Source organism: Allobosea sp. GW821-FHT03A12 (genome assembly GCF_058986765.1).
In genome coordinates, this window is record NZ_JBYSVZ010000007.1 from 270203 (window position 1) to 287976 (window position 17774).

Annotated in this window: 21 protein-coding genes; 12 read left to right on the forward strand and 9 right to left on the reverse strand. The window is 67.4% G+C overall.

Features of this window, described 5'->3' with window-relative positions; translation table 11 throughout:
* The first annotated feature begins 37 nt into the window (after nucleotides 1–37).
* Together AC3WLC_RS26555 and AC3WLC_RS26560 are read left to right on the forward strand one after the other, a co-directional pair.
* The gene (locus tag AC3WLC_RS26555) at nucleotides 38–526 is read left to right on the forward strand and encodes a twin-arginine translocation signal domain-containing protein (protein WP_493686898.1); all 489 of its coding nucleotides are present in this window, start codon (nucleotides 38–40) and stop codon (nucleotides 524–526) included.
* A gap of 4 nt (nucleotides 527–530) precedes the next feature.
* Nucleotides 531–1016, forward strand: a complete 486-nt coding sequence (locus tag AC3WLC_RS26560; protein ID WP_493686899.1) for a hypothetical protein — start codon at nucleotides 531–533, stop codon at nucleotides 1014–1016.
* Here the strand turns inward: AC3WLC_RS26560 and AC3WLC_RS26565 are convergent.
* The gene (locus AC3WLC_RS26565) at nucleotides 1013–1474 is read right to left on the reverse strand and encodes an Lrp/AsnC family transcriptional regulator (RefSeq protein WP_100964077.1); all 462 of its coding nucleotides are present in this window, start codon (nucleotides 1472–1474) and stop codon (nucleotides 1013–1015) included. The two genes, AC3WLC_RS26560 and AC3WLC_RS26565, sit on opposite strands and share 4 nt — an antisense overlap.
* 105 nt (nucleotides 1475–1579) lie before the next feature.
* On the opposite strand from AC3WLC_RS26565, the gene AC3WLC_RS26570 reads away from it, so the two are divergent.
* The 3 genes from AC3WLC_RS26570 (at nucleotide 1580) to AC3WLC_RS26580 (ending at nucleotide 4599) form a co-directional block, all read left to right on the forward strand.
* A complete protein-coding gene (locus tag AC3WLC_RS26570) occupies nucleotides 1580–2548 on the forward strand; it encodes a mitochondrial fission ELM1 family protein (protein WP_493686901.1) in 969 nt (322 codons plus the stop codon).
* A 52-nt stretch (nucleotides 2549–2600) separates the two neighbouring features.
* Nucleotides 2601–3566, forward strand: coding sequence for a thioredoxin-disulfide reductase (gene trxB, locus AC3WLC_RS26575; protein ID WP_493686902.1), 966 nt, complete (start codon nucleotides 2601–2603; stop codon nucleotides 3564–3566).
* A 142-nt stretch (nucleotides 3567–3708) separates the two neighbouring features.
* Nucleotides 3709–4599, forward strand: a complete 891-nt coding sequence (locus AC3WLC_RS26580; RefSeq protein ID WP_291678803.1) for a LysR family transcriptional regulator — start codon at nucleotides 3709–3711, stop codon at nucleotides 4597–4599.
* Nucleotides 4600–5052: 453 nt separating this feature from the next.
* On the opposite strand, the gene AC3WLC_RS26585 is transcribed toward AC3WLC_RS26580, so the two are convergent.
* From AC3WLC_RS26585 to AC3WLC_RS26610, 6 genes are all read right to left on the reverse strand, one after another.
* Nucleotides 5053–6108: a DUF1176 domain-containing protein gene (locus AC3WLC_RS26585; RefSeq protein ID WP_493686903.1), complete on the reverse strand. Its 1056-nt coding sequence runs from the start codon at nucleotides 6106–6108 to the stop codon at nucleotides 5053–5055.
* 4 nt (nucleotides 6109–6112) lie between these two features.
* On the reverse strand, nucleotides 6113–6577 hold the full coding sequence (locus AC3WLC_RS26590) for a molybdenum cofactor biosynthesis protein MoaE (protein ID WP_493686904.1): 465 nt from the start codon (nucleotides 6575–6577) through the stop codon (nucleotides 6113–6115).
* 9 nt (nucleotides 6578–6586) lie between these two features.
* Nucleotides 6587–6838 (reverse strand): molybdopterin converting factor subunit 1, encoded by a 252-nt coding sequence (gene moaD, locus AC3WLC_RS26595; RefSeq protein ID WP_346359904.1) that lies wholly within the window; start codon nucleotides 6836–6838, stop codon nucleotides 6587–6589.
* Between the two features lie 26 nt (nucleotides 6839–6864).
* Nucleotides 6865–7476, reverse strand: coding sequence for a CDP-diacylglycerol--glycerol-3-phosphate 3-phosphatidyltransferase (pgsA, locus tag AC3WLC_RS26600; protein ID WP_493686905.1), 612 nt, complete (start codon nucleotides 7474–7476; stop codon nucleotides 6865–6867).
* Between the two features lie 157 nt (nucleotides 7477–7633).
* Nucleotides 7634–9736, reverse strand: coding sequence for an excinuclease ABC subunit UvrC (gene uvrC, locus AC3WLC_RS26605; protein WP_493687152.1), 2103 nt, complete (start codon nucleotides 9734–9736; stop codon nucleotides 7634–7636).
* A 68-nt stretch (nucleotides 9737–9804) separates the two neighbouring features.
* Complete coding sequence (locus AC3WLC_RS26610) at nucleotides 9805–10197, reverse strand: RidA family protein (protein WP_493686906.1); 393 nt, start codon at nucleotides 10195–10197, stop codon at nucleotides 9805–9807.
* A 201-nt stretch (nucleotides 10198–10398) separates the two neighbouring features.
* Here AC3WLC_RS26610 and AC3WLC_RS26615 point away from each other — a divergent pair, with 201 nt between their 5' ends.
* The 6 genes from AC3WLC_RS26615 (at nucleotide 10399) to AC3WLC_RS26640 (ending at nucleotide 15152) form a co-directional block, all read left to right on the forward strand.
* Nucleotides 10399–10965 (forward strand): hypothetical protein, encoded by a 567-nt coding sequence (locus AC3WLC_RS26615; protein WP_493686907.1) that lies wholly within the window; start codon nucleotides 10399–10401, stop codon nucleotides 10963–10965.
* 76 nt (nucleotides 10966–11041) lie between these two features.
* Nucleotides 11042–11866, forward strand: coding sequence for a prolipoprotein diacylglyceryl transferase (gene lgt / locus AC3WLC_RS26620; RefSeq protein WP_493686908.1), 825 nt, complete (start codon nucleotides 11042–11044; stop codon nucleotides 11864–11866).
* Complete coding sequence (locus tag AC3WLC_RS26625) at nucleotides 11863–13146, forward strand: class I SAM-dependent methyltransferase (protein WP_493686909.1); 1284 nt, start codon at nucleotides 11863–11865, stop codon at nucleotides 13144–13146. The genes lgt and AC3WLC_RS26625 overlap by 4 nt, the downstream gene beginning before the upstream one ends.
* Nucleotides 13147–13168: 22 nt before the next feature.
* A complete protein-coding gene (pgeF, locus tag AC3WLC_RS26630; RefSeq protein ID WP_493686910.1) occupies nucleotides 13169–13933 on the forward strand; it encodes a peptidoglycan editing factor PgeF in 765 nt (254 codons plus the stop codon).
* A 162-nt stretch (nucleotides 13934–14095) separates the two neighbouring features.
* Nucleotides 14096–14383, forward strand: coding sequence for a hypothetical protein (locus AC3WLC_RS26635; RefSeq protein ID WP_493686911.1), 288 nt, complete (start codon nucleotides 14096–14098; stop codon nucleotides 14381–14383).
* 139 nt (nucleotides 14384–14522) lie between these two features.
* A complete protein-coding gene (locus tag AC3WLC_RS26640) occupies nucleotides 14523–15152 on the forward strand; it encodes a 2-hydroxychromene-2-carboxylate isomerase (RefSeq protein ID WP_493686912.1) in 630 nt (209 codons plus the stop codon).
* Nucleotides 15153–15159: 7 nt separating this feature from the next.
* On the opposite strand, the gene AC3WLC_RS26645 is transcribed toward AC3WLC_RS26640, so the two are convergent.
* Complete coding sequence (locus AC3WLC_RS26645; RefSeq protein WP_493686913.1) at nucleotides 15160–15909, reverse strand: SDR family oxidoreductase; 750 nt, start codon at nucleotides 15907–15909, stop codon at nucleotides 15160–15162.
* On the reverse strand, nucleotides 15899–16696 hold the full coding sequence (locus AC3WLC_RS26650; RefSeq protein WP_346359849.1) for a glycosyltransferase family 2 protein: 798 nt from the start codon (nucleotides 16694–16696) through the stop codon (nucleotides 15899–15901). The genes AC3WLC_RS26645 and AC3WLC_RS26650 overlap by 11 nt, the downstream gene beginning before the upstream one ends.
* A gap of 371 nt (nucleotides 16697–17067) precedes the next feature.
* Between AC3WLC_RS26650 and AC3WLC_RS26655 the strand changes: the two genes are divergently transcribed.
* Nucleotides 17068–17739 carry an outer membrane protein gene (locus AC3WLC_RS26655; RefSeq protein ID WP_493686914.1) on the forward strand — a complete coding sequence of 224 codons (672 nt, stop codon included), beginning with the start codon at nucleotides 17068–17070 and terminating at the stop codon, nucleotides 17737–17739.
* The last annotated feature ends 35 nt before the right edge of the window (nucleotides 17740–17774 follow it).

Consider the following 17774-nt stretch of genomic DNA (forward strand, 5'->3'; position numbering starts at 1 on the left):
CCCCTAGATTAGAGGTCTGCCTGCCGGAGACCACGCCATGACCACCCGTCGCGCATTTCTCACCGGGTCCGCCGCGCTCGCCGCCGGCGGGCTCGTTTCGCTTCCGGCCCTGGCGCAGCCCGTTTCGATCGGCGCGATCAAGGTCGACGCCCGCAGCCTCGGCCCGCTGGGCTGGGGCGAGAACGCTCCGCGCATCGGCCGGGCCTTCGAAAGCCGGCTCGCCAGCGAGCTTCTGCCCTTGCGCCGCCGCGGCGGCCCGACGCTGCATGTGACCGTGCTCTGGCTCTGGCTCGGCGCGGGGGCCGGCGGTGGCATGCCCGGCGACGGCAGCGGCGGCAGCGACGACAACATGCTGAGCGTCATCGAGCTGGCCGACCGTGGCGGCCCGCCCCTCAGCCGCGAGATCCGCTCGATGCTGCCATCGACCTCCGGCGGCGCCTGGTACCGCCCCGATGTCGATCAGCGCCGCATCGCTGCCTTGCTGGAGAACAATGCCCAGTGGATCCGGCACTATCTCAGCGCCTGAGATCATGTTCACACGTCGCACCATCCTGACCGGCTTCGTCGCCACCTTGCTGGCGGGCTGCCAGACAACCGCGCAAACCGCGTCCCCTGTCGCGATCGGTGCGATCCGCGTCGACACCGGGCCGCTGGCGGCCAAGGGACAGAGCGCGACCGCAGCGGCGATCAGACCGATGCTGGAGCGTGAACTCGCGGGCCTGCGCACTGCGGGCGCCGGGCGCGGCGCGACCCTGCTGGTGACAGTCACCGGGCTTTACCTGACGAGTTATGCCGGCGGGCAGGCCGTCACCCTCGGCAACGACACGCTCGAAAGCGAGGCCCGGCTGATCGGCGCCGACGGCCGCGAGATCGGCCGCTACCCGATCCTCGCGATCATGGCGCCGAGCTATGGCGGCGCCTGGTATCGCCCGGATGTCGACCAGCGCCGGATCGAGGCGCTGGTGGCCAGCAACGCACAATGGATCAGGCGGGCGGTCGGGGGTGGAGCGAGCTAAAGCGGCGCGATCGGCGCGTCCTTGACCCGGTCGAGCGCCAGCGCGGTGCGGACATTGCGCACATTCGGCAGCGCCGTCAGGTCGGCGACGAAATCCTGGAAGGCTTTCAGGTCGGTCGCGACGCATTTCAGGATGAAGTCGATATCGCCGGACAGCGTCCAGCATTCGCGCACCAGCGACCAGCTGCGGATGCGCTCCTGGAAGACGGCGAGATCCGCCTCGGCCTGGCTGGCGAGATGAACGAAGGCGAAGCAGACCACCTCGATGCCAAGCTTGCGCTCGTCGAGCAGGGCGCGATAGCCGGTGATGACACCTGCCTCCTCCAGCGCGCGGACACGCCTGAGGCAAGGCGGCGGCGAGATGCCGACCCGGCTCGCGAGCTCGACATTGGTCATGCGGCCGTCACTCTGCAGCTCCGTCAGGATACGGAGATCGATCTCGTCGAGTTTGGCGCGCACAAATCCTCCTGAAAAATGGCCGCGCAGGTGTAGACGGGCCATCGACGCGTTACAAGGCGTCGATCCCTGCCAATCCCGGGCCAAACCGCCGTGCCGACAGAAAAGATGCCCTCCCTCTGGGTTTTGACCGACGGCAAGGCCGGCGACGAGGTGCAATGCCTCGGCGTCGCCGAGCGCATGGGCGTCGTCCCGGAGGTCCGCCGGATCAATCCCGGCAAGCCCTGGAGCTGGCTGATGCCGCGCGGGCCGATCGATCCGCGCGAGGCGCCCGACCGGCCGGGCAGCCCGATCCGCCCGCCCTTCCCCGATATCGCCATCGCCTCGGGCCGGCGCGCCGTCGCCTATCTGCGCGCCGTCAAGAAGGCCTCGAACGGGGCGACCTTCACCGTCTTCCTCAAGGATCCCCGCACCGGAACCGGCAGCGCCGACCTGATCTGGGTCTCCGAGCACGACCGGCTGCGTGGCGACAACGTGCTGGTGACGATCACCTCGCCGCACCGGCTCGCGCCGGAGGCCCTGGCCGCGGCGCGGGCCACGCCGTTGCCCGAGATCGCCGCCCTGCCCTTGCCCCGCGCCGCCGTTCTGGCCGGCGGCGACAGCCGGCATCATAGGTTCCGCCCGGAGGACATCGAGCGCTTCGCCCGCGAGCTCGACGCGCTCGCCGCTTCCGGCGTCGCGCTGATGGGCTCGCGCTCGCGCCGCACCCCGCCGGCGCTCGACGCCGCGATCGGCGAGGTCTTCCGCCGCCATGGCGGCTGGTGGTGGGACAGCTCCGGCGCCAACCCCTATGTGCCGCTGCTCGCCAATGCCGACGCCATCGTCGCCACCGCCGATTCCACCAACATGATTGGAGAGGCGGCCGCGACCGGCGTGCCGATCCTGGTATTCGAGCCACATGGCGGCCACGGCAAGCTGGCGAAGTTCCTGGAGGCGCTGAAGCGCTACGGCGCTGTGCACCATTTCCAGGGCAAGCTTGAAGGCGCCCGCTACGACCCGCTAGACTCGACCGGAACGATCGCGGCCGCCATCTACGAGGGCTGGCGGCGTCACGAGGCAGCGATGGGGCTGGCATAGAGCCGTCCCGATACCGATATCACCGGCTCGTGCCGGCTCAGGAACCAGACAGATGGCCCATATCCACGCCAAGGTGATGATCATCGGCTCCGGCCCGGCCGGCTACACCGCCGCGATCTATGCCGCCCGCGCCATGCTCGAGCCGGTGCTGATCTCCGGACTGCAGGCCGGCGGCCAGCTCATGATCACCACCGATGTCGAGAACTATCCCGGCTTCGCCGACGTGATCCAGGGCCCCTGGCTGATGGAGCAGATGCAGGCGCAGGCGCAGCACATGGGCACGAAGATGGTCTCCGACCACATCGCCCGTGTCGATCTTTCGCAGCGTCCGTTCCGGCTTTGGGGCGATGGCGGCGACACCTATTCCTGCGACTCGCTGATCGTCTCGACCGGCGCCCAGGCCAAGTGGCTCGGCCTGCCCTCCGAGCAGGCCTTCCAGGGCTTCGGTGTCTCGGCCTGCGCCACCTGCGACGGCTTCTTCTTCCGCAACAAGCAGGTCGTCGTGGTCGGCGGCGGCAACACCGCGGTCGAGGAGGCGCTCTACCTCGCCAATCTCGCGAGCAAGGTCACGCTGGTGCACCGGCGCGATTCGCTGCGCGCCGAAAAGGTGATGCAGGAGCGCCTGTTCAAGCATCCCAAGATCGAGGTGATCTGGGATTCGGAGGTCGCGGAGATCCTCGGCGGCACGCAGCCGCCCTCCGTCACCCATGTGCGCCTGCGCAACCTGAAGAGCGGGGCGATGCAGGACCTGCCGACCGACGGCGTCTTCGTCGCCATCGGGCACAAGCCGGCGACCGAGCTGTTCGTGGGCCAGCTCGCCATGCGCGATTCGGGCTATCTCGAGGTCACGCCCGGCACGACCCAGACCAATGTGCCCGGTGTCTTCGCCGCTGGCGACGTCACCGATGAGCATTACCGTCAGGCCGTGACCGCGGCCGGCCTCGGCTGCATGGCCGCGCTCGACGCCGAACGCTGGCTGATGGCGCAGGAACTGGGCGTGCGCGAAGCCGCGGAATAACAGAAGCGCCCACCCATCACTGGAATTGATCAATTCCAGCACGATATTAAGGGCTAAAATCAACGGTCCCGGCAAAGGAGTCGTTGACCGGACACAGCTATCCCCCCATCATGCGTTGAACGCATAACACGGGGGGAAAGCGGTGGATTGGGACCGCATCCGAATCTTCTACACGGTTGCTGAATCGGGAAGCTTCACCAAGGCAGGCGATGGTTTGGGCCTCAGCCAATCGGCTGTAAGCCGCCAGATTGGCGCGCTGGAGCGCGAATTGCGCGCACCGCTGTTCCACCGGCACACGCGCGGCCTCATTCTCACCGAGCAAGGCGAACTGCTCTGGCGCGCCGCGCGTGAGATGACGCAGCGCCTGGAACGCACGCGTGCCCAGCTCTCGGAAACGCGCGAGCATCCGTCCGGCGAGCTCAAGGTCACCGCCACACGCGGCCTTGGCGGCCATTGGCTGACGCCCCGCCTCGCCGAGTTCCTGGATCTCTACCCCGACATCAAGGTCGAGCTCATCCTCACCGACGAGGAACTCGACCTCTCGATGCGCGAGGCCGACATCGCGATTCGCCTGCGTCAGCCGCAGCAGCCCGACCTGATCCAGCGCCGGCTCTTCACCGTGCACTTCCACGTCTACGGCGCGCCGGCCTACATCAAGCGCTTCGGCGAGCCGAAGAGCTTCGAGGATCTCGACAACCACCGGCTGCTCTCCTTCGGCGCCTCCTCGCCGTCCTATCTGACGGCGGTGCACTGGCTCGGCACGCTCGGGCGCGACCAGCGCAACCCGCGCGCCATCCATCTCACCGTCAACAACATCACGGCGATGAAGCGCGCGGTCGATTCGGGCGCCGGCATCGCCATCCTGCCCGACTACCTGATCGAGGCCGGCTCGCCGCTCGTGCAGCTGATGCGCGAGACCGAGATGCCGCAGCTCGAAAGCTATCTGGTCTATCCGGAGGAGATGAAATCGGTCGCCCGCGTGCAGGTCTTCCGCGATTTCCTGATCCAGAAGGCGCAACGCTGGACCTATTGAAAAACGGGCAGGCGCTGCCGCAAATCCCGGCAGCGCCGTGCTTCATGTCGGCTGCGCATGCGTGCCACGCGCGGTCTCCTGGCAATTGTGACGAATTCTAGTAATGAGTCATGTTGCCAGCGCATAACCGACCCGCCCAATGCTGCATTGCGAAAAGGCAGGGTCTGCCCGATATTCAGTCCACGGTTGTTCGGAACGGGCTCCGCATCTCCTCCCGGCGTTGAGTTCGTTCCAGCCGTTCCCCTCTGAGATGTTTGGCGCTTTGCGCTGGATGTTTCAAACTTCTAGGCCGGCTCCTTCGGGACGCCGGCCTTTTTTCTTGCCGTCTTCGACGATGTCTTGCCGACACATGGGCGCAGCGCTCCATGACGTTGAAGCGCACCGTAAGTCGGGGCTCAGGCCCGTCGCCGGCACCGGAATGACGGCAAAGATGGAGCGGGGTAGGGCCGAGGCCTATTTCGCCGTCCTGACCTCGCTGCGGAACAGCGTGATCCAGTCGTCGGAGCTGATGCCGCGGCATTCGCCCATCATGCTGAACCCGGTCAGGGCGAAGCTGGTGCCGGTCCAGGCATAGCCGCCCAGGGCGCCGCAATCGCCGACGCCGCGCCCCTTGGCGAAATAGTCGATGCGGCCGGTCTTCGGGTCGAACTCGCCGTTGACCAGCGTGTTCTTCTCGCTGTCGTCCGTCCATGGGAACTCGACGGGCCTGGCGCCCGTCACCGCGCCGTTCTCGACGATCCAGAAAGCGTTGGAGGCATTGTAGGCACCGAGCGAGCAGGTCAGCGAGACGAGGCTGCGCTGGCCGTCGAGCCGCCAGGCCGTGTCGGTCTTGGTCGTCATCTCGCCATCCTCGCACTGGTCGGGATCGCGCTGCTTGATCTGCTTGCGCAGCGCCGCGGCGAGCGCCTTCGCATCTTTCTCCGAGAGAGAGCCGCTCGACGGCCTGGCCGTGATCACCGGCAGCGCCGGAGCGGCCGGGACGGTTCCGGCGCTGCCCTTCCGAATCAGGGCCGAGGGCGTGTTGAGGCGGCCCTGCTGCTCGTCGATCCAGAGCAGCGCCGCAACGGCGCCGGAGAGCGAGACCTCCGCCTTTACGCCGGGAGCGGCGATCGACAGCTTCGTCGCCTTGCGCGCCGCGTCGATGAACGCAGCCATCTCGGCCGGCTGGAAGGTCACCGTCACCGGATCGCTGCCGGCGGAGACCGGCATGGGCTTGCCGCCAGCCGGGAAAGCCACGCCATCGAGCTTGAGCTCGACGGACAGAGGCGGCTTCTGCCATTCGCCGCTGAGGCGCAGGATCAGCTTGGCCGCCCCTTCGGGCCCGGCCGGGCGCTCCAGGCGCAGATAGGCGATCGTGTCGATGCCGTCGGAGGGGACGGAGAGCGCCGTGCAGCTCTTGAGATTGTCGCAGCCGGCGATCCAGTCGCGGAAGCCTTTCGGCTCCGGCGTCGCCGCGAAGACGAGCGCCGGCAGCATGGCCAGCGCACCGCCCGCAACGAGCGATCTCACCCGGTCAGGATACCTGCTCCCAGCGCTGTGCCGCATCGTCGTCATCCGCCTTGGCTTCGACCCAGCCGCCGAGCGTGCCGTCGGCGAGATGCTCGCGCTTCCAGAACGGGGCGCGGGTCTTGAGATAGTCCATCAGGAAATCGGCGGCTTCGAAAGCCTCGCGGCGATGGCTCGCCGCGGCGATGACAAGCACGATCTGCTCGCCCGGCCTGATCAGCCCGAAGCGATGGATGGCGAGCAGGCCATAGAGCGGCCAGCGTTCGGCGGCCTGCGCGGCGACGCGGGCGATCTCGGCCTCGGCCATCCCCGGATAATGCTCGAGCTCGAGCGCCGCGAGCCGGCCGCTCTCGTCACGGCAGAGGCCGGCGAAGGAGACGACCGCGCCGATGTTCGGATTGCCGCCAGTCAGCGCCGCGATCTCGGCGCCGATGTCGAAATCCTGGCGCTGGATGCGGACGAGCGGCGTCATGGCGTCGGCTCAGCCGCCGGTCATCGGCGGGAAGAAGGCGACCTCGCGGGCTCCTGCGATCGCCGTCGCCGGCTTGGCATGGGTCTGGTCGACCGCGGCGCGCACGACCGCCTCGTTCTCGAAGGCGAGCTCATAGCCCTCGCCACGCGTCTTCAGCCAGCGCACGAGATCGGCGATGGTCGCAGTGCCGGCCGGCGGCGTAACCGTCTCCTCGGTGAGGCCGACACGCTCGCGCACCCAGGCGAAATAGACCAGCCGCAGGCTGGCGGGTTCGGCAGTGGCCATGCTCATGACGCGCGCTCGTCCTCCTCGACGAGATGGCGGATGCCGGAATTCAGATAGTCCCAGCCGGTATAGATGGTCAGAACCGCCGCGATCCACAGCATCACGATCCCGATCTGGGTGTTGTAGGGCAGGACCTTGTCACCGGCGGGGCCGGCGACCAGGAAGCCGAGCGCGAACAACTGCGCCGTGGTCTTGTATTTGGCGACCTTGCTGACGGGGACGCTGACCTTGAGCTCGGCCAGGAACTCGCGCAGGCCCGAGACCAGGATCTCGCGGCAGAGGATGACGATCGCCGCCCAGATCGCCCAGCCCTTGATCGTCTCGGTGTGGACGAGCATCAGCAAGAGGGCGCAGACCAGAAGCTTGTCGGCAATCGGATCGAGCATGCGCCCGATCGCCGATTGCTGGCCCCAGCTGCGGGCGAGCCAGCCATCGAGATAATCGGTGACGGCGGCGACGACATAGATCCCGAGCGCCGTCCAGCGGGCCCAGTCGTCCCAGGGCCAGAACAGCAGCGCCACCAGCGCCGGAATCGCGATGATCCGGCCATAGGTGAGAAGGTTCGGCAGGGACCAGGGTCCCCGGCGGCGGATGGCTTCGTTGAGACTCGTCACGACACCCACCAAAACAGCGCCTTCATGACAGCGTCAACACGCAAGAGTGTGACCCGGCAATTCACCGCAGGCACGACCGAACCATTTCCCAGCCCTCATCCTTCGAGACGCCGCTAGGCGGCTCCTCAGGATGAGGGCTGAGTGGGCAATCCGCTGTTCAATGCTCATGGAAATGGGCATGCACCGCCTTGGCCGTGGCGGCGTTGACGCCGGGCGTCCGCATCAGGTCGTCGAGCTTGGCGCGCTGGATCGCCTTCACCGTGCCGAAATGCAGCAGCAGCGCCCGTTTGCGCGAGGGACCGATGCCCGGAATCTCGTCGAGCGGGTTGGTCTTGATGTCGCGCTTGCGCTTGGCGCGGTGGGTGCCGATGGCGAAGCGGTGGGCCTCGTCGCGCAGGCGCTGGATGAAGAACAGGGCGGGATCGCGCGGCGGCAGCTTGAACGGCTCCTTGCCGACCATGAAGAAGGTCTCGCGCATGGCGTTGCGGTCCTCGCCCTTGGCGATGGCGACGAGGGCGATGTCGGTCACGCCGCATTCGGCCATGATCTTGCGGGCAGCCTCGAACTGGCCCTTGCCGCCGTCGACGATGACGAGGTCGGGGCGAGAGGGGAAGGCCGAGTCGTCGCTATCGGACGCCTCGGATGCGGGCGCTTCCCTTCCCCCTTGTGGGGAAGGGAGAGGGATGGGGGTTGTTCCGCTTGGTGCGGTCTCCCCAAGCTGGGCGACCCCCACCTCCAACTCCTCCCCACAAGGGGGAGGAGAGTCCGTTGAGGTTCCCGTCTCCTTCGCCAGCCGCGTGAACCTGCGCTTCAGCACCTCGCGCATCATGCCGAAATCGTCGCCGGCGATGGTGTCGGCCGAGATGTTGAAGGTGCGGTAATGGCTCTTCATGAAGCCGTCCCGCCCGGCGACGATCATGCCGCCGACCGCATTGGTGCCCATGATGTGCGAGTTGTCGTAGACCTCGACGCGGCGTGGCGCCTTCTCCAGACCGAACGCAATGCCAAGCGCATTGAGCAGGCTCTGCTGGCCGGCGCTGTCGGCGAGCTTGCGGGCGAGCGCCTCATGCGCGTTCTTCTGGGCATGGGCGACGAGATCGCGCCGCTCGCCGCGCTTGGGCGTCGCCAGCTCGACCTTGCGGCCGGCGCGCTCGCAGAGCGCCTGTGCGATCAGGTCGGCCTCCGCCAGCTCATGCGAGAGCAGGACGAGCTTCGGCGGCGGCTTGTCGTCGTAGAACTGGGTGACCACCGACGCCAGCACCTCGGCCGGGTTCAGGCTCTTGTCGGCACGCGGGAAGAGGGCGCGGTTGCCCCAGTTCTGCTTGTTGCGGAAGAAGAAGATCTCGACGCAGAACTGCCCGGCCTGCTCGTCGATGGCGAAGACATCCGCCTCCTCTACCCCTTGCGTGTTGATGTCCTGCCCGGCCTGCACGGCCGACAGCGCCGCCAAACGGTCGCGATAGCGCGCCGCCTTCTCGAATTCGAGCTCCTCGGCCGCCGCCTGCATGCGTTCGGACAGGAGCTGCTTCACCGCCGAGGAGCGGCCGGAGAGGAAGGCGCGCGCCTGGTCGGCGAGGCCCTGATAGTCGGTATGCGAGATTTCGCCGGTGCAGGGGCCGGAGCAGCGCTTGATCTGGAAGAGCAGGCAGGGCCGGGTGCGGTTCTCGTAATAGCTGTCCGAGCAGGAGCGCAGGAGAAACGCCTTCTGCAGCGCGTCGATGGTGCGCTCCACCGCCCAAACCGAGGCGAAGGGGCCGAAATAGTCGCCCTTGCGCTGGCGCGAGCCGCGATGCTTGGCGATCTGCGGCGCCGGATGATCGCCAGAGAGGAAGATATAGGGGAAGGATTTGTCGTCGCGCAGCAGCACGTTGTAGCGCGGCCGCAGCTGCTTGATCAGGTTCGATTCGAGCAGCAGCGCCTCGGTCTCGGTGCCGGTGGTGACGAACTCCATGTTCGCCGTCTCGGCGATCATCCGCGCCACCGCATTGGTGTGCGCCATGCCGCGGGCATAGGCCGTGACCCGGTTCTTCAGGCTCTTGGCCTTGCCGACATAGAGCACCTCGCCGGCGCGATCGAACATCCGGTAGACGCCGGGCCTGTTCGGCAGATGCTTGGCGAAGTCAGCGATCACCTCGATGCCGGCCTTGAGCGCGCCGGGAGCGGCCTCGCCGAGATCGAGCGCGGCCTCGGGCGTGGAAGACAGCTCCTCCTCGTCCTCGAACTCTTCTTCCGGCACGTCGTCTGGGCGTTCGCGATTCATGGCCTGCATGTAGGATGCCGCAGCCGCTTCGTCATGTCAGGAGTGCGGCCGTGACGCAGGCGCCTTTTCTAGGCCGCAGCGATGCAGTCGATCTCGATGTCGAAAGGCCCGAACCAGACCGGCACGCAGAGAAAGATGCGGGCTGGCGGATCCTTGGGGAAATAGCGGGCATAGACCGCGTTGACGGCGGCGAACTTGTCCGGGGAGGTGCAATAGACGTTGCATTTGAGCACATTCGCCAGCGACGAGCCGGCGGTTTCGAGACAGAGCTTCATCTGCTCCAGCACGAGCTCCGTCTGGCGCTCGACCGGCGCCTGGACGATTTCGCCTGTCGCCGGATCGAAGGGCGGCATGCCCGAGACGTACAGGGTCTCGCCATGACGGACCAATGGCGAGAACGGCACTTTCAGACGCTCGCCCCAGGTCGAGAACGGCTCGACACGAATGATCTCTCGCTTCATTGGATTCTCCTGCGTGGCAGGCCGCAGGCTATCAGGCGGTTTGGTCAGGCCAGAGCACGAACGCTACGGTTCCGACCGAAGGATTCCGCGCTGCATTGCGCCAGGAATCGGGCAAGGAATCCTTTGCCATTCGGAAGGGTTGCATTTCGGACTTCCTGCAAGATTCGGTAGAAGCAGGCTCCGCTTCGCCCGAGGCCGTCCATGTCCGTCGATGTCCTGACGAAGATCGCGGTGTTCGTTCCGGCTTTCATGGCCGTGACGGCCCTCTGCGTCTGCCTGCAGCGGCGGCGGGCACGGCGGCATGGCGAATGGCGCTATCTGACGCCTGGCCCGTATTTCTGGCTCGGCCTGTTCGCCGGCCTGCTGATCACCGCGGTCGCGACGCTGGTGGTCTGGGGCGAGCGTGTCGATCGGACCTCGGGGCTGCTCTTCACCAGCGCCTTCGCCGGCATGACGCTGTTCCTGGCGGCCCAGGCCATGGTCGAGCAGGTGCGCTGGAACAGTGAGCGCATCGAGCGCCGGACAATAACCGGCCGGACGATCACGATGAGCTGGTACGAGCTCGCCCGCATCGGCGTGGAGTGGACCGGCTATCTCTGGATCTCCTCCTTCGAAGGCCCGCGCCTGCGCTTCTCGACCTATGACAACGGCTTCGACGAATTGGCGCTGACGATCCAGCGCCATCTGCCGACCGACCTGCCGCCAGCCTCGCCGGAACTGTCCGCGGAGCCGCTGCTGGCGGAGGCGCGGGTGCGCGGGCGGCCTTGAGCGCGGCTCTCTGACCTCTTGACCCGGACACCGCGCGCCCTGCATCACCGCAGCGCGCAATCCGGACCCCTCGCCCATGCCCGTCTTCGCCCTCCCCTTTCCGGTGATCGATCCGGTCGCGCTGCAGCTCGGCCCGCTCTCGATCAAATGGTATGGGCTCGCCTATGTCGTCGGCCTGCTCGGCGGCTGGTGGTATGCGCGCAAGCTCGCGGCGACCGAGGCGCTCTGGGGCGGCCGCAGGCGGCCGGAGGTCGATTCGCTCGACGATTTCCTGCTCTTCGCCGCGCTCGGTGTGGTGATCGGCGGTCGGCTCGGTTTCGTGCTGTTCTATAATCTGCCGGAATATCTCGCCAATCCGCTGGAGATCTTCGCGGTCTGGAAGGGCGGCATGTCCTTCCATGGCGGGCTCGTCGGCGCGGCGATGGGCCTATGGGTCTTCGCCCTGCGGCGCGGCTACCCGCCGCTTTCCGCGCTCGATCTCGGCGCTGCGGTGGCGCCGATCGGCCTGTTCCTCGGCCGCATCGCCAATTTCGTCAATGGCGAGCTCTGGGGCCGGCCGGCGCCGGACGTGCCCTGGGCGATCGTCTTTCCGCATGGCGGCCCGGTGCCGCGCCATCCGAGCCAGCTCTACGAAGCCTTCAGCGAGGGGCTTCTCCTGCTGGTGCTGTTGATGATCCTGGTCCGGCTGGGCGGGCTGAAGCGGCCCGGCCTCACGGCGGGATTGTTCGGCATGGGCTACGCGATCGCCCGCACCACCTGCGAATTCTTCCGCGAGCCCGATCCGCAGCTCGGTTTCCTGTTCGGGACGAGCTGGCTGACCATGGGCATGGTGCTGTCGGCGCCGCTGTTCCTCGCCGGTCTCGTCCTCGTCCTGAGGCGCAAGGAGCCGACTGCAGCGTGAGCCTCCTGGCGCAGGAAATCGCGGAACTGATCCGCCAGGAGGGGCCGCTCAGCGTCTCCCGCTACATGGCGCTCTGCCTCGGCCATCCCCGCCATGGCTACTATATGAAACAGGACCCGTTCGGCGCCGACGGGGACTTCACCACCGCCCCCGAGATCAGCCAGGTCTTCGGCGAGCTGGTCGGGCTCTGGGCCGCGAGCGTCTGGCAGGCGATGGGCGCGCCGGCGTCCATCCGCCTGGTCGAGCTCGGCCCGGGACGCGGCACGCTGATGCAGGACATGCTGCGGGCGGCGCGGGCGCTGCCGGGCTTTCGCGAGGCGCTGTCGGTCCATCTGGTCGAGATGAGCCCGGTGCTGCGTGAGCGCCAGAGACAGACGCTGGCTGCAAGCGGTGCAGAGCCGCGCTGGCATGATCGGATCGAGCAGGCGCTTGAAGGCCCGGCGATCATCGTCGCCAACGAGTTCCTCGACGCGCTGCCGCTCGACCAGTTCGTCCGCACACCCGATGGCTGGCGCGAGCGGCTGGTGGGGCTGGATGACGAAGGCAGGCTCGCTTTCGGCCTAGCGCCACAAGCTCCCTCTCCCTCCCTGCGTTCAAGCGAAGGCGCGCGCACCCCTCCCCCTTGTGGGGAGGGGCAGGGGTGGGGGGCGGAAAGCCGGAACGCAGCACAGCAAGACGACGCCGATCCGCTTCTGCAAGCAACCCCTCGCCCGGTCGTTCGCCCCCCATCCCCCTACCCTTCCCCACCAGGGGGAAGGGAGGAGCCTGGGCTCGTTCTGCCCGCGCCCCTCGGCTCGATGCTGGAACAGCCCGCCGCAGCGTCGGAAGCGGTCGCGGCCGTCGCCCGCCATGTCGCAACCGAGGGCGGCGCCGGGCTGTTCGTCGATTACGGCCCGGCCCGCTCCGGCTTCGGCGATACGCTGCAGGCGCTGAAGCGCCACGAATTCGTCGACGTATTGGCCGAACCCGGCGATGCCGACCTCACCGTCCATGTCGACTTCGCCCGGATGGCGCAGGCGGGGCTGGCCGCCGGTGCGGCAGCGCATGGCATCGCCACGCAGCGCGACTTCCTGCTGGCGCTGGGATTGCAGCAGCGCTTCGAGGCCTTGTCCGACCGTGCGACTCCGGCACAATCCGAGACGCTCGCCAGCGGCGTCCAGCGCTTGATCGAGACCGGGCCGACGGCGATGGGCGAGCTCTTCAAGGTGCTGGCCGTCGCGGATCGGAACCTGCCGCTCCTACCCGGATTTGACCTACATCGCCTGCCAGAGCAGGGCTGACTTACAGAACGGACGTGCCGCCATGTTCATCACCTCCCCCGACCTCGCCCATGAACCCGGCATCCGCCACGCCTTCTTCACCCGCGAGGGCGGCGTCTCCAGCGGAATCTACGCCTCGCTGAACGGCGGGCTCGGCTCGAACGACGACCAGGCTCATATCGCCGAGAATCGCGCCCGCATGGCCCAGCACATGGGTGTCGAGCGCGACCGGCTGGTCAGCGTCCACCAGGTGCATTCGCCGGATGTGGCGGTGGTCACCGGCCCCTGGCCGGCGGAACGCCCGAAGGCCGATGCGATGGTGACGATCGCACATGGCGTCGCGCTCGGCGTCTCCACTGCCGATTGCGGCCCGATCCTGTTCGCCGACTCCGAGGCCGGCGTGATCGGTGCCGCCCATTCCGGCTGGAAGGGCGCCTTCATTGGCGTGATCGGCGCGACCGTGACCGAGATGGAGAAGCTCGGCGCCAGGCGAGAGCGGATCATCGCCGTGCTCGGCCCGACGATCAGCGCCGCGGCCTATGAGGTCGGCCCTGAGTTCATCGAGCGCTTCAAGGGCGAGAACGCCACCTTCTCGCGCTTCTTCCACGCCTCGGAGCGGCCGGCGCACGCAATGTTCGACCTGCCGGCCTTCATCGCCCACCGCGCCCAGGAGGCCGGCATCGGCCGCTTCTACGACATGGGCCTGTGCACCTATGGCGACGAGGCCCGCTTCTACAGCTATCGCCGCACGACTCACCGGCAGGAAGCCGATTACGGTCGGCTGATCTCGGCGATCGCGCTGGGCTGAATCCTGCCCCAACCGGCCTGCGCGGGAGCGTGGGTGACGATTCCGGTGGTTAAGTCAGCGCAACGCCGCGTTGCAGGGCTCGCTTCCGTCGATGTCGAGTTGCGCACATTTTGACGCAGGCGCATCCTCCCTCCGCCATCCACCTTGGCTGAGGGATTGAACATGGAACAAATCCTGATGAACCTGGTCGCAGGCGCGATCGGTGGCAATGCGGCCGGCAAGGCCTCTCCAACCTTCGACATCGGTACCATCGGCAACACCATCGCCGGCCTGGTCGGCGGCGGCGTACTCGGTCAGCTCATCCCGATCCTGCTGCCGGCGATCTCGGCAGCGGCAATGGGCGGCAATCTCAGCGTCGGCAGCATCCTCACCAACCTGATCAGCGGCGGCGCCGGCGGGGCGATCCTCACCGCGATCATCGGCGCCATCAAGAACAAGGCCTCGGCCTGATCCTTCGGCAACGGCGCTGCCGCTCCGGCGGCGGCGCGATCCTCCTGATCGAAACGATCACGACAATTGACGGCGGGTTGGCTTGCGGGAGTGCGCCGCCAGCGGGCAGGCTGCGGCTCCTGCTTGCCCGAGGTCTTCGATGCCCCGCCAGATCGACTATTATTTCACTCTGCTCTCACCCTGGACCTATCTCGGCCACGGCGCCTTCATCGAGCTGACGAGGCAACACCGACTGACCGTCCGCTATCGGCCGACCCCGTTGCGCTCGGTCTTCGACGAGACCGGCGGGCTGCCGCTGCCGAAGCGCCATCCGGTGCGGCAGCGCTATCGCGTGCTCGAACTGCAGCGCTGGCGCGTCAGGCGCGGCCTGCCGCTGACGCTGTTCCCGAAATTCTTCCCCTACGACGTGTCGCTGGCGGACAGGATCGTCCTCGCCATCGTGGCGCGCGGCGAAGACCCGGCCAGCTTCATCGGCGAAGTGCTGGCCGATGTCTGGGCGCGCGAGCAGGACATGTCGCGGCCGGAACTGGTGCTCGCAGCGGCGCAGAGGGCCGGGCTCGATGCCGCGGGCCTGATCGAGGCAGCCGGAAGCGAAGCGATCAGGCAGGCCTATCAGACAGCGATCGCAGAGGCGGTCGAGGCGGGCGTCTTCGGCGCCCCGAGCTATGTGCTGGACGGCGAGACCTTCTGGGGCCAGGACCGGCTCGACCTCCTGGCCGATGCACTCGCCAGCGGCCGGGCGGCCTATCACAGCGACGCGACGGCCTGAGCCAGTCTCAATCGACGATGTCGGGCGTGCGCCAGGCGATGTGCTGGCCGGCATCGACCGCGATCATCTGGCCGGTGATCGCCTTGGCGCGCGCGAGGTAAAGCACCGCCTCGGCGATGTCGTCGGCCTCGACCTTGCGGCCGAGCGGCGTGCCGCCGGCTTCGGCCGCCAGCAGCGCCTCGCCGTCATGCGGGTTGGCGAAGGTCGGGCCCGGGCCGACCGCGTTGACGCGGATGCGCGGCGCCAGCGCCTGCGCCATCGTCGTCGTCGCCGTCAGCAGCGCCGCCTTGGTCAGGGTGTAGGAGTAATATTGCGGCGTCAGCTTCCAGACGCGCTGATCGACGATGTTGACGATCGCGCCCTGGCGATCCGCGGGCAGGCGATTCGCCATCGCGCCGGCGAGCACCGAGGGCGCCCGCAGATTGATCGAGAACTGACGGTTCCATGTAGGCACGTCGAGTGCGAGCAGGTCGTCGACCAGGAAGCTCGAGGCGCTGTTGACGAGCAGGCAGACCGGCCCGAGCGCGGCCTCGGCCTCCGGCACAATCCGTTCGACCGCCGCGGGATCGACGAGATCGGCGACCACGACATAGGCCCGCCCGCCTGCCGCACTGATCTCTCCCGCCAGCGCCAGCGCCTCGGCGCGCGAGCGGTTGCAATGAATCGCGACCGCATAGCCGGCTCCGGCCAGGCGCAGGGCGATGGCGCGGCCGATGCGCCTCGCGCCGCCGGTGACGAGGGCGACCTCAGCCGTCATGTCCGTTGCCATTGGTGCGGGCGCTGCGGCGCTGGAGCCGGCGCTCCCAGTGCTTGGCGACGCGCAGATAACGATAGAAGGCGTAGTTCATCGCGGTCATGAAGCCGTAGACTCCGCGCAGCATGTGACGCCGCCCGATATAGGCCTTGATGAAGTTCGCCGGAAACTCGGCGACGAGGCGGAAGACCGAGAGCGTCTCGCCGCGCGCGTCGAGATCGTCGGCCTGCGCATCGCTGTAGGCGTTGAGTTTCTGCATCTGCTCGCCGAGCGAGCGCACTGAATAATGATGGATCGTGCCCTTGAGCTTGCCGACGCGGGCATCCGGCGCAAGGTCGACGCGGTCATGCACCGGCGATGGCGAATAGCGCCCCTTGTCGGCCCGGTAGAGGCGGACCGGCGAGAGCGCATAGGCGAAGCGGTGCGGCGCACCCTCCCCCGGGAAGATCTCGGCGATGCGCAGACGATAGGCGTCGCAGGCCGGCTCGCCCTTGGCGAACAGCCCGGCGATTTCGGCGACGAGTTCCGGCGGCGTCACCTCGTCCGCATCGAGGTTGAGCAGCCAGGGATGGCGGCACTGCTCCTCGGCGAAGCGCTTCTGCGGGCCGTATCCCGGCCAGCCGCGCTCGATCACGCGGGCGCCGAGATTCATGGCGACGTCCTGAGTGCCGTCGGTCGAGCCGGAATCGATCACGACGATGTCATCGCTGAGAGCGCGGACAGCGGCTATGGTGCGCCCGATGCGGTCGGCTTCGTCGCGCGCGATGATGAAGATCGAAAGCGGTGGCACGCAGGTCTCGACGGGAAAGGCGGGGCCAGTCGGCTAAAGCATGGGTCGGAGCAGGCTGCAAGCAGCCGGCGCATGACGGAACTGCGCCGGCGAGGGAACCAAAAGCCGATCCAGGCGATTATGTGATCGCGGTCCGTAGTCGCTACCGTTGCGTTAGTATTCGGTTAGCCAATTCACACTGCCTTAACAAAGACTAACCGAAATTGACCAATATGCCTTGCTTGTTCCGGATCGTGCCGCAATTTCGCCTCGGTCTGACCTGCAGATGTGTTCTTGCCGCAACAGACACGGCCCGCCACCTGCCTTATAACGAGGCTACTGGGATCACCCGCCGGCCAGCGCCGGGAAATACGATGACTAAGGAGTTTGTCATGAAGAAGTATCTGCTTTCGGGCGTTGCGGCCCTCGGCCTCATCGCTGCCGGCGCTGCCTCCGCTGCCGACCTGCCGAGCCGCAAGGGCCCGGTCGTTGCTCCGGTTTACGTTCCTGCCTTCACCTGGACCGGCTTCTACGTCGGCGCCAACGCCGGCTGGGGCTTCGGCAACATGAAGTCGCGTGGCGTCAACGCCTTCGGCGATCTCGATGGCTTCGTCGGTGGTGGCCAGATCGGCTACAACTACCAGCTCGGCCAGATCGTCCTCGGCGTCGAAGCCGACTTCCAGGGCGCTGACCTGAAGGCTGGCCCGAGCTTCGCTGGCCTGGGCATCGTCGGCGAGGGCAAGACCGAGTGGTTCGGCACCGTCCGCGGCCGCGTCGGCTACGCCTTCGACCGGTTCCTGCCCTACATCACCGGTGGTCTTGCTTACGGCAGCGTCAAGACGACCCTGGCTCCGGGCGTGACCATCAACGGCCTGAACTCGGACGACAACACCCACACCGGCTGGACCATCGGCGGCGGCGTCGAGTACGCCATCACCAACAACCTGATCGCTGGTGTCGAGTACCTCTACGTCGACCTCGGCGACAAGAAGGTGTTCAACGGCGCCGACAAGGTCAGCACGGACTTCTCGCTCGTCCGCGCCCGCCTCAGCTACAAGTTCTGATTTTCTCCTCCCGGAGACAGAACGAACCCGGTGGC

Coding starts and splice junctions, on each gene's coding strand:
- AC3WLC_RS26555 (WP_493686898.1), top strand. CDS start 38: ATGACCACCCGTCGCGCATTTCTCACCGGGTCCGCCGCGCTCGCCGCC.
- AC3WLC_RS26560 (WP_493686899.1), top strand. CDS start 531: ATGTTCACACGTCGCACCATCCTGACCGGCTTCGTCGCCACCTTGCTG.
- AC3WLC_RS26570 (WP_493686901.1), top strand. CDS start 1,580: ATGCCCTCCCTCTGGGTTTTGACCGACGGCAAGGCCGGCGACGAGGTG.
- trxB (WP_493686902.1), top strand. CDS start 2,601: ATGGCCCATATCCACGCCAAGGTGATGATCATCGGCTCCGGCCCGGCC.
- AC3WLC_RS26590 (WP_493686904.1), bottom strand. CDS start 6,577: ATGACGCCGCTCGTCCGCATCCAGCGCCAGGATTTCGACATCGGCGCC.
- uvrC (WP_493687152.1), bottom strand. CDS start 9,736: ATGAATCGCGAACGCCCAGACGACGTGCCGGAAGAAGAGTTCGAGGAC.
- AC3WLC_RS26610 (WP_493686906.1), bottom strand. CDS start 10,197: ATGAAGCGAGAGATCATTCGTGTCGAGCCGTTCTCGACCTGGGGCGAG.
- AC3WLC_RS26615 (WP_493686907.1), top strand. CDS start 10,399: ATGTCCGTCGATGTCCTGACGAAGATCGCGGTGTTCGTTCCGGCTTTC.
- lgt (WP_493686908.1), top strand. CDS start 11,042: ATGCCCGTCTTCGCCCTCCCCTTTCCGGTGATCGATCCGGTCGCGCTG.
- pgeF (WP_493686910.1), top strand. CDS start 13,169: ATGTTCATCACCTCCCCCGACCTCGCCCATGAACCCGGCATCCGCCAC.
- AC3WLC_RS26635 (WP_493686911.1), top strand. CDS start 14,096: ATGGAACAAATCCTGATGAACCTGGTCGCAGGCGCGATCGGTGGCAAT.
- AC3WLC_RS26640 (WP_493686912.1), top strand. CDS start 14,523: ATGCCCCGCCAGATCGACTATTATTTCACTCTGCTCTCACCCTGGACC.
- AC3WLC_RS26645 (WP_493686913.1), bottom strand. CDS start 15,909: ATGACGGCTGAGGTCGCCCTCGTCACCGGCGGCGCGAGGCGCATCGGC.
- AC3WLC_RS26655 (WP_493686914.1), top strand. CDS start 17,068: ATGAAGAAGTATCTGCTTTCGGGCGTTGCGGCCCTCGGCCTCATCGCT.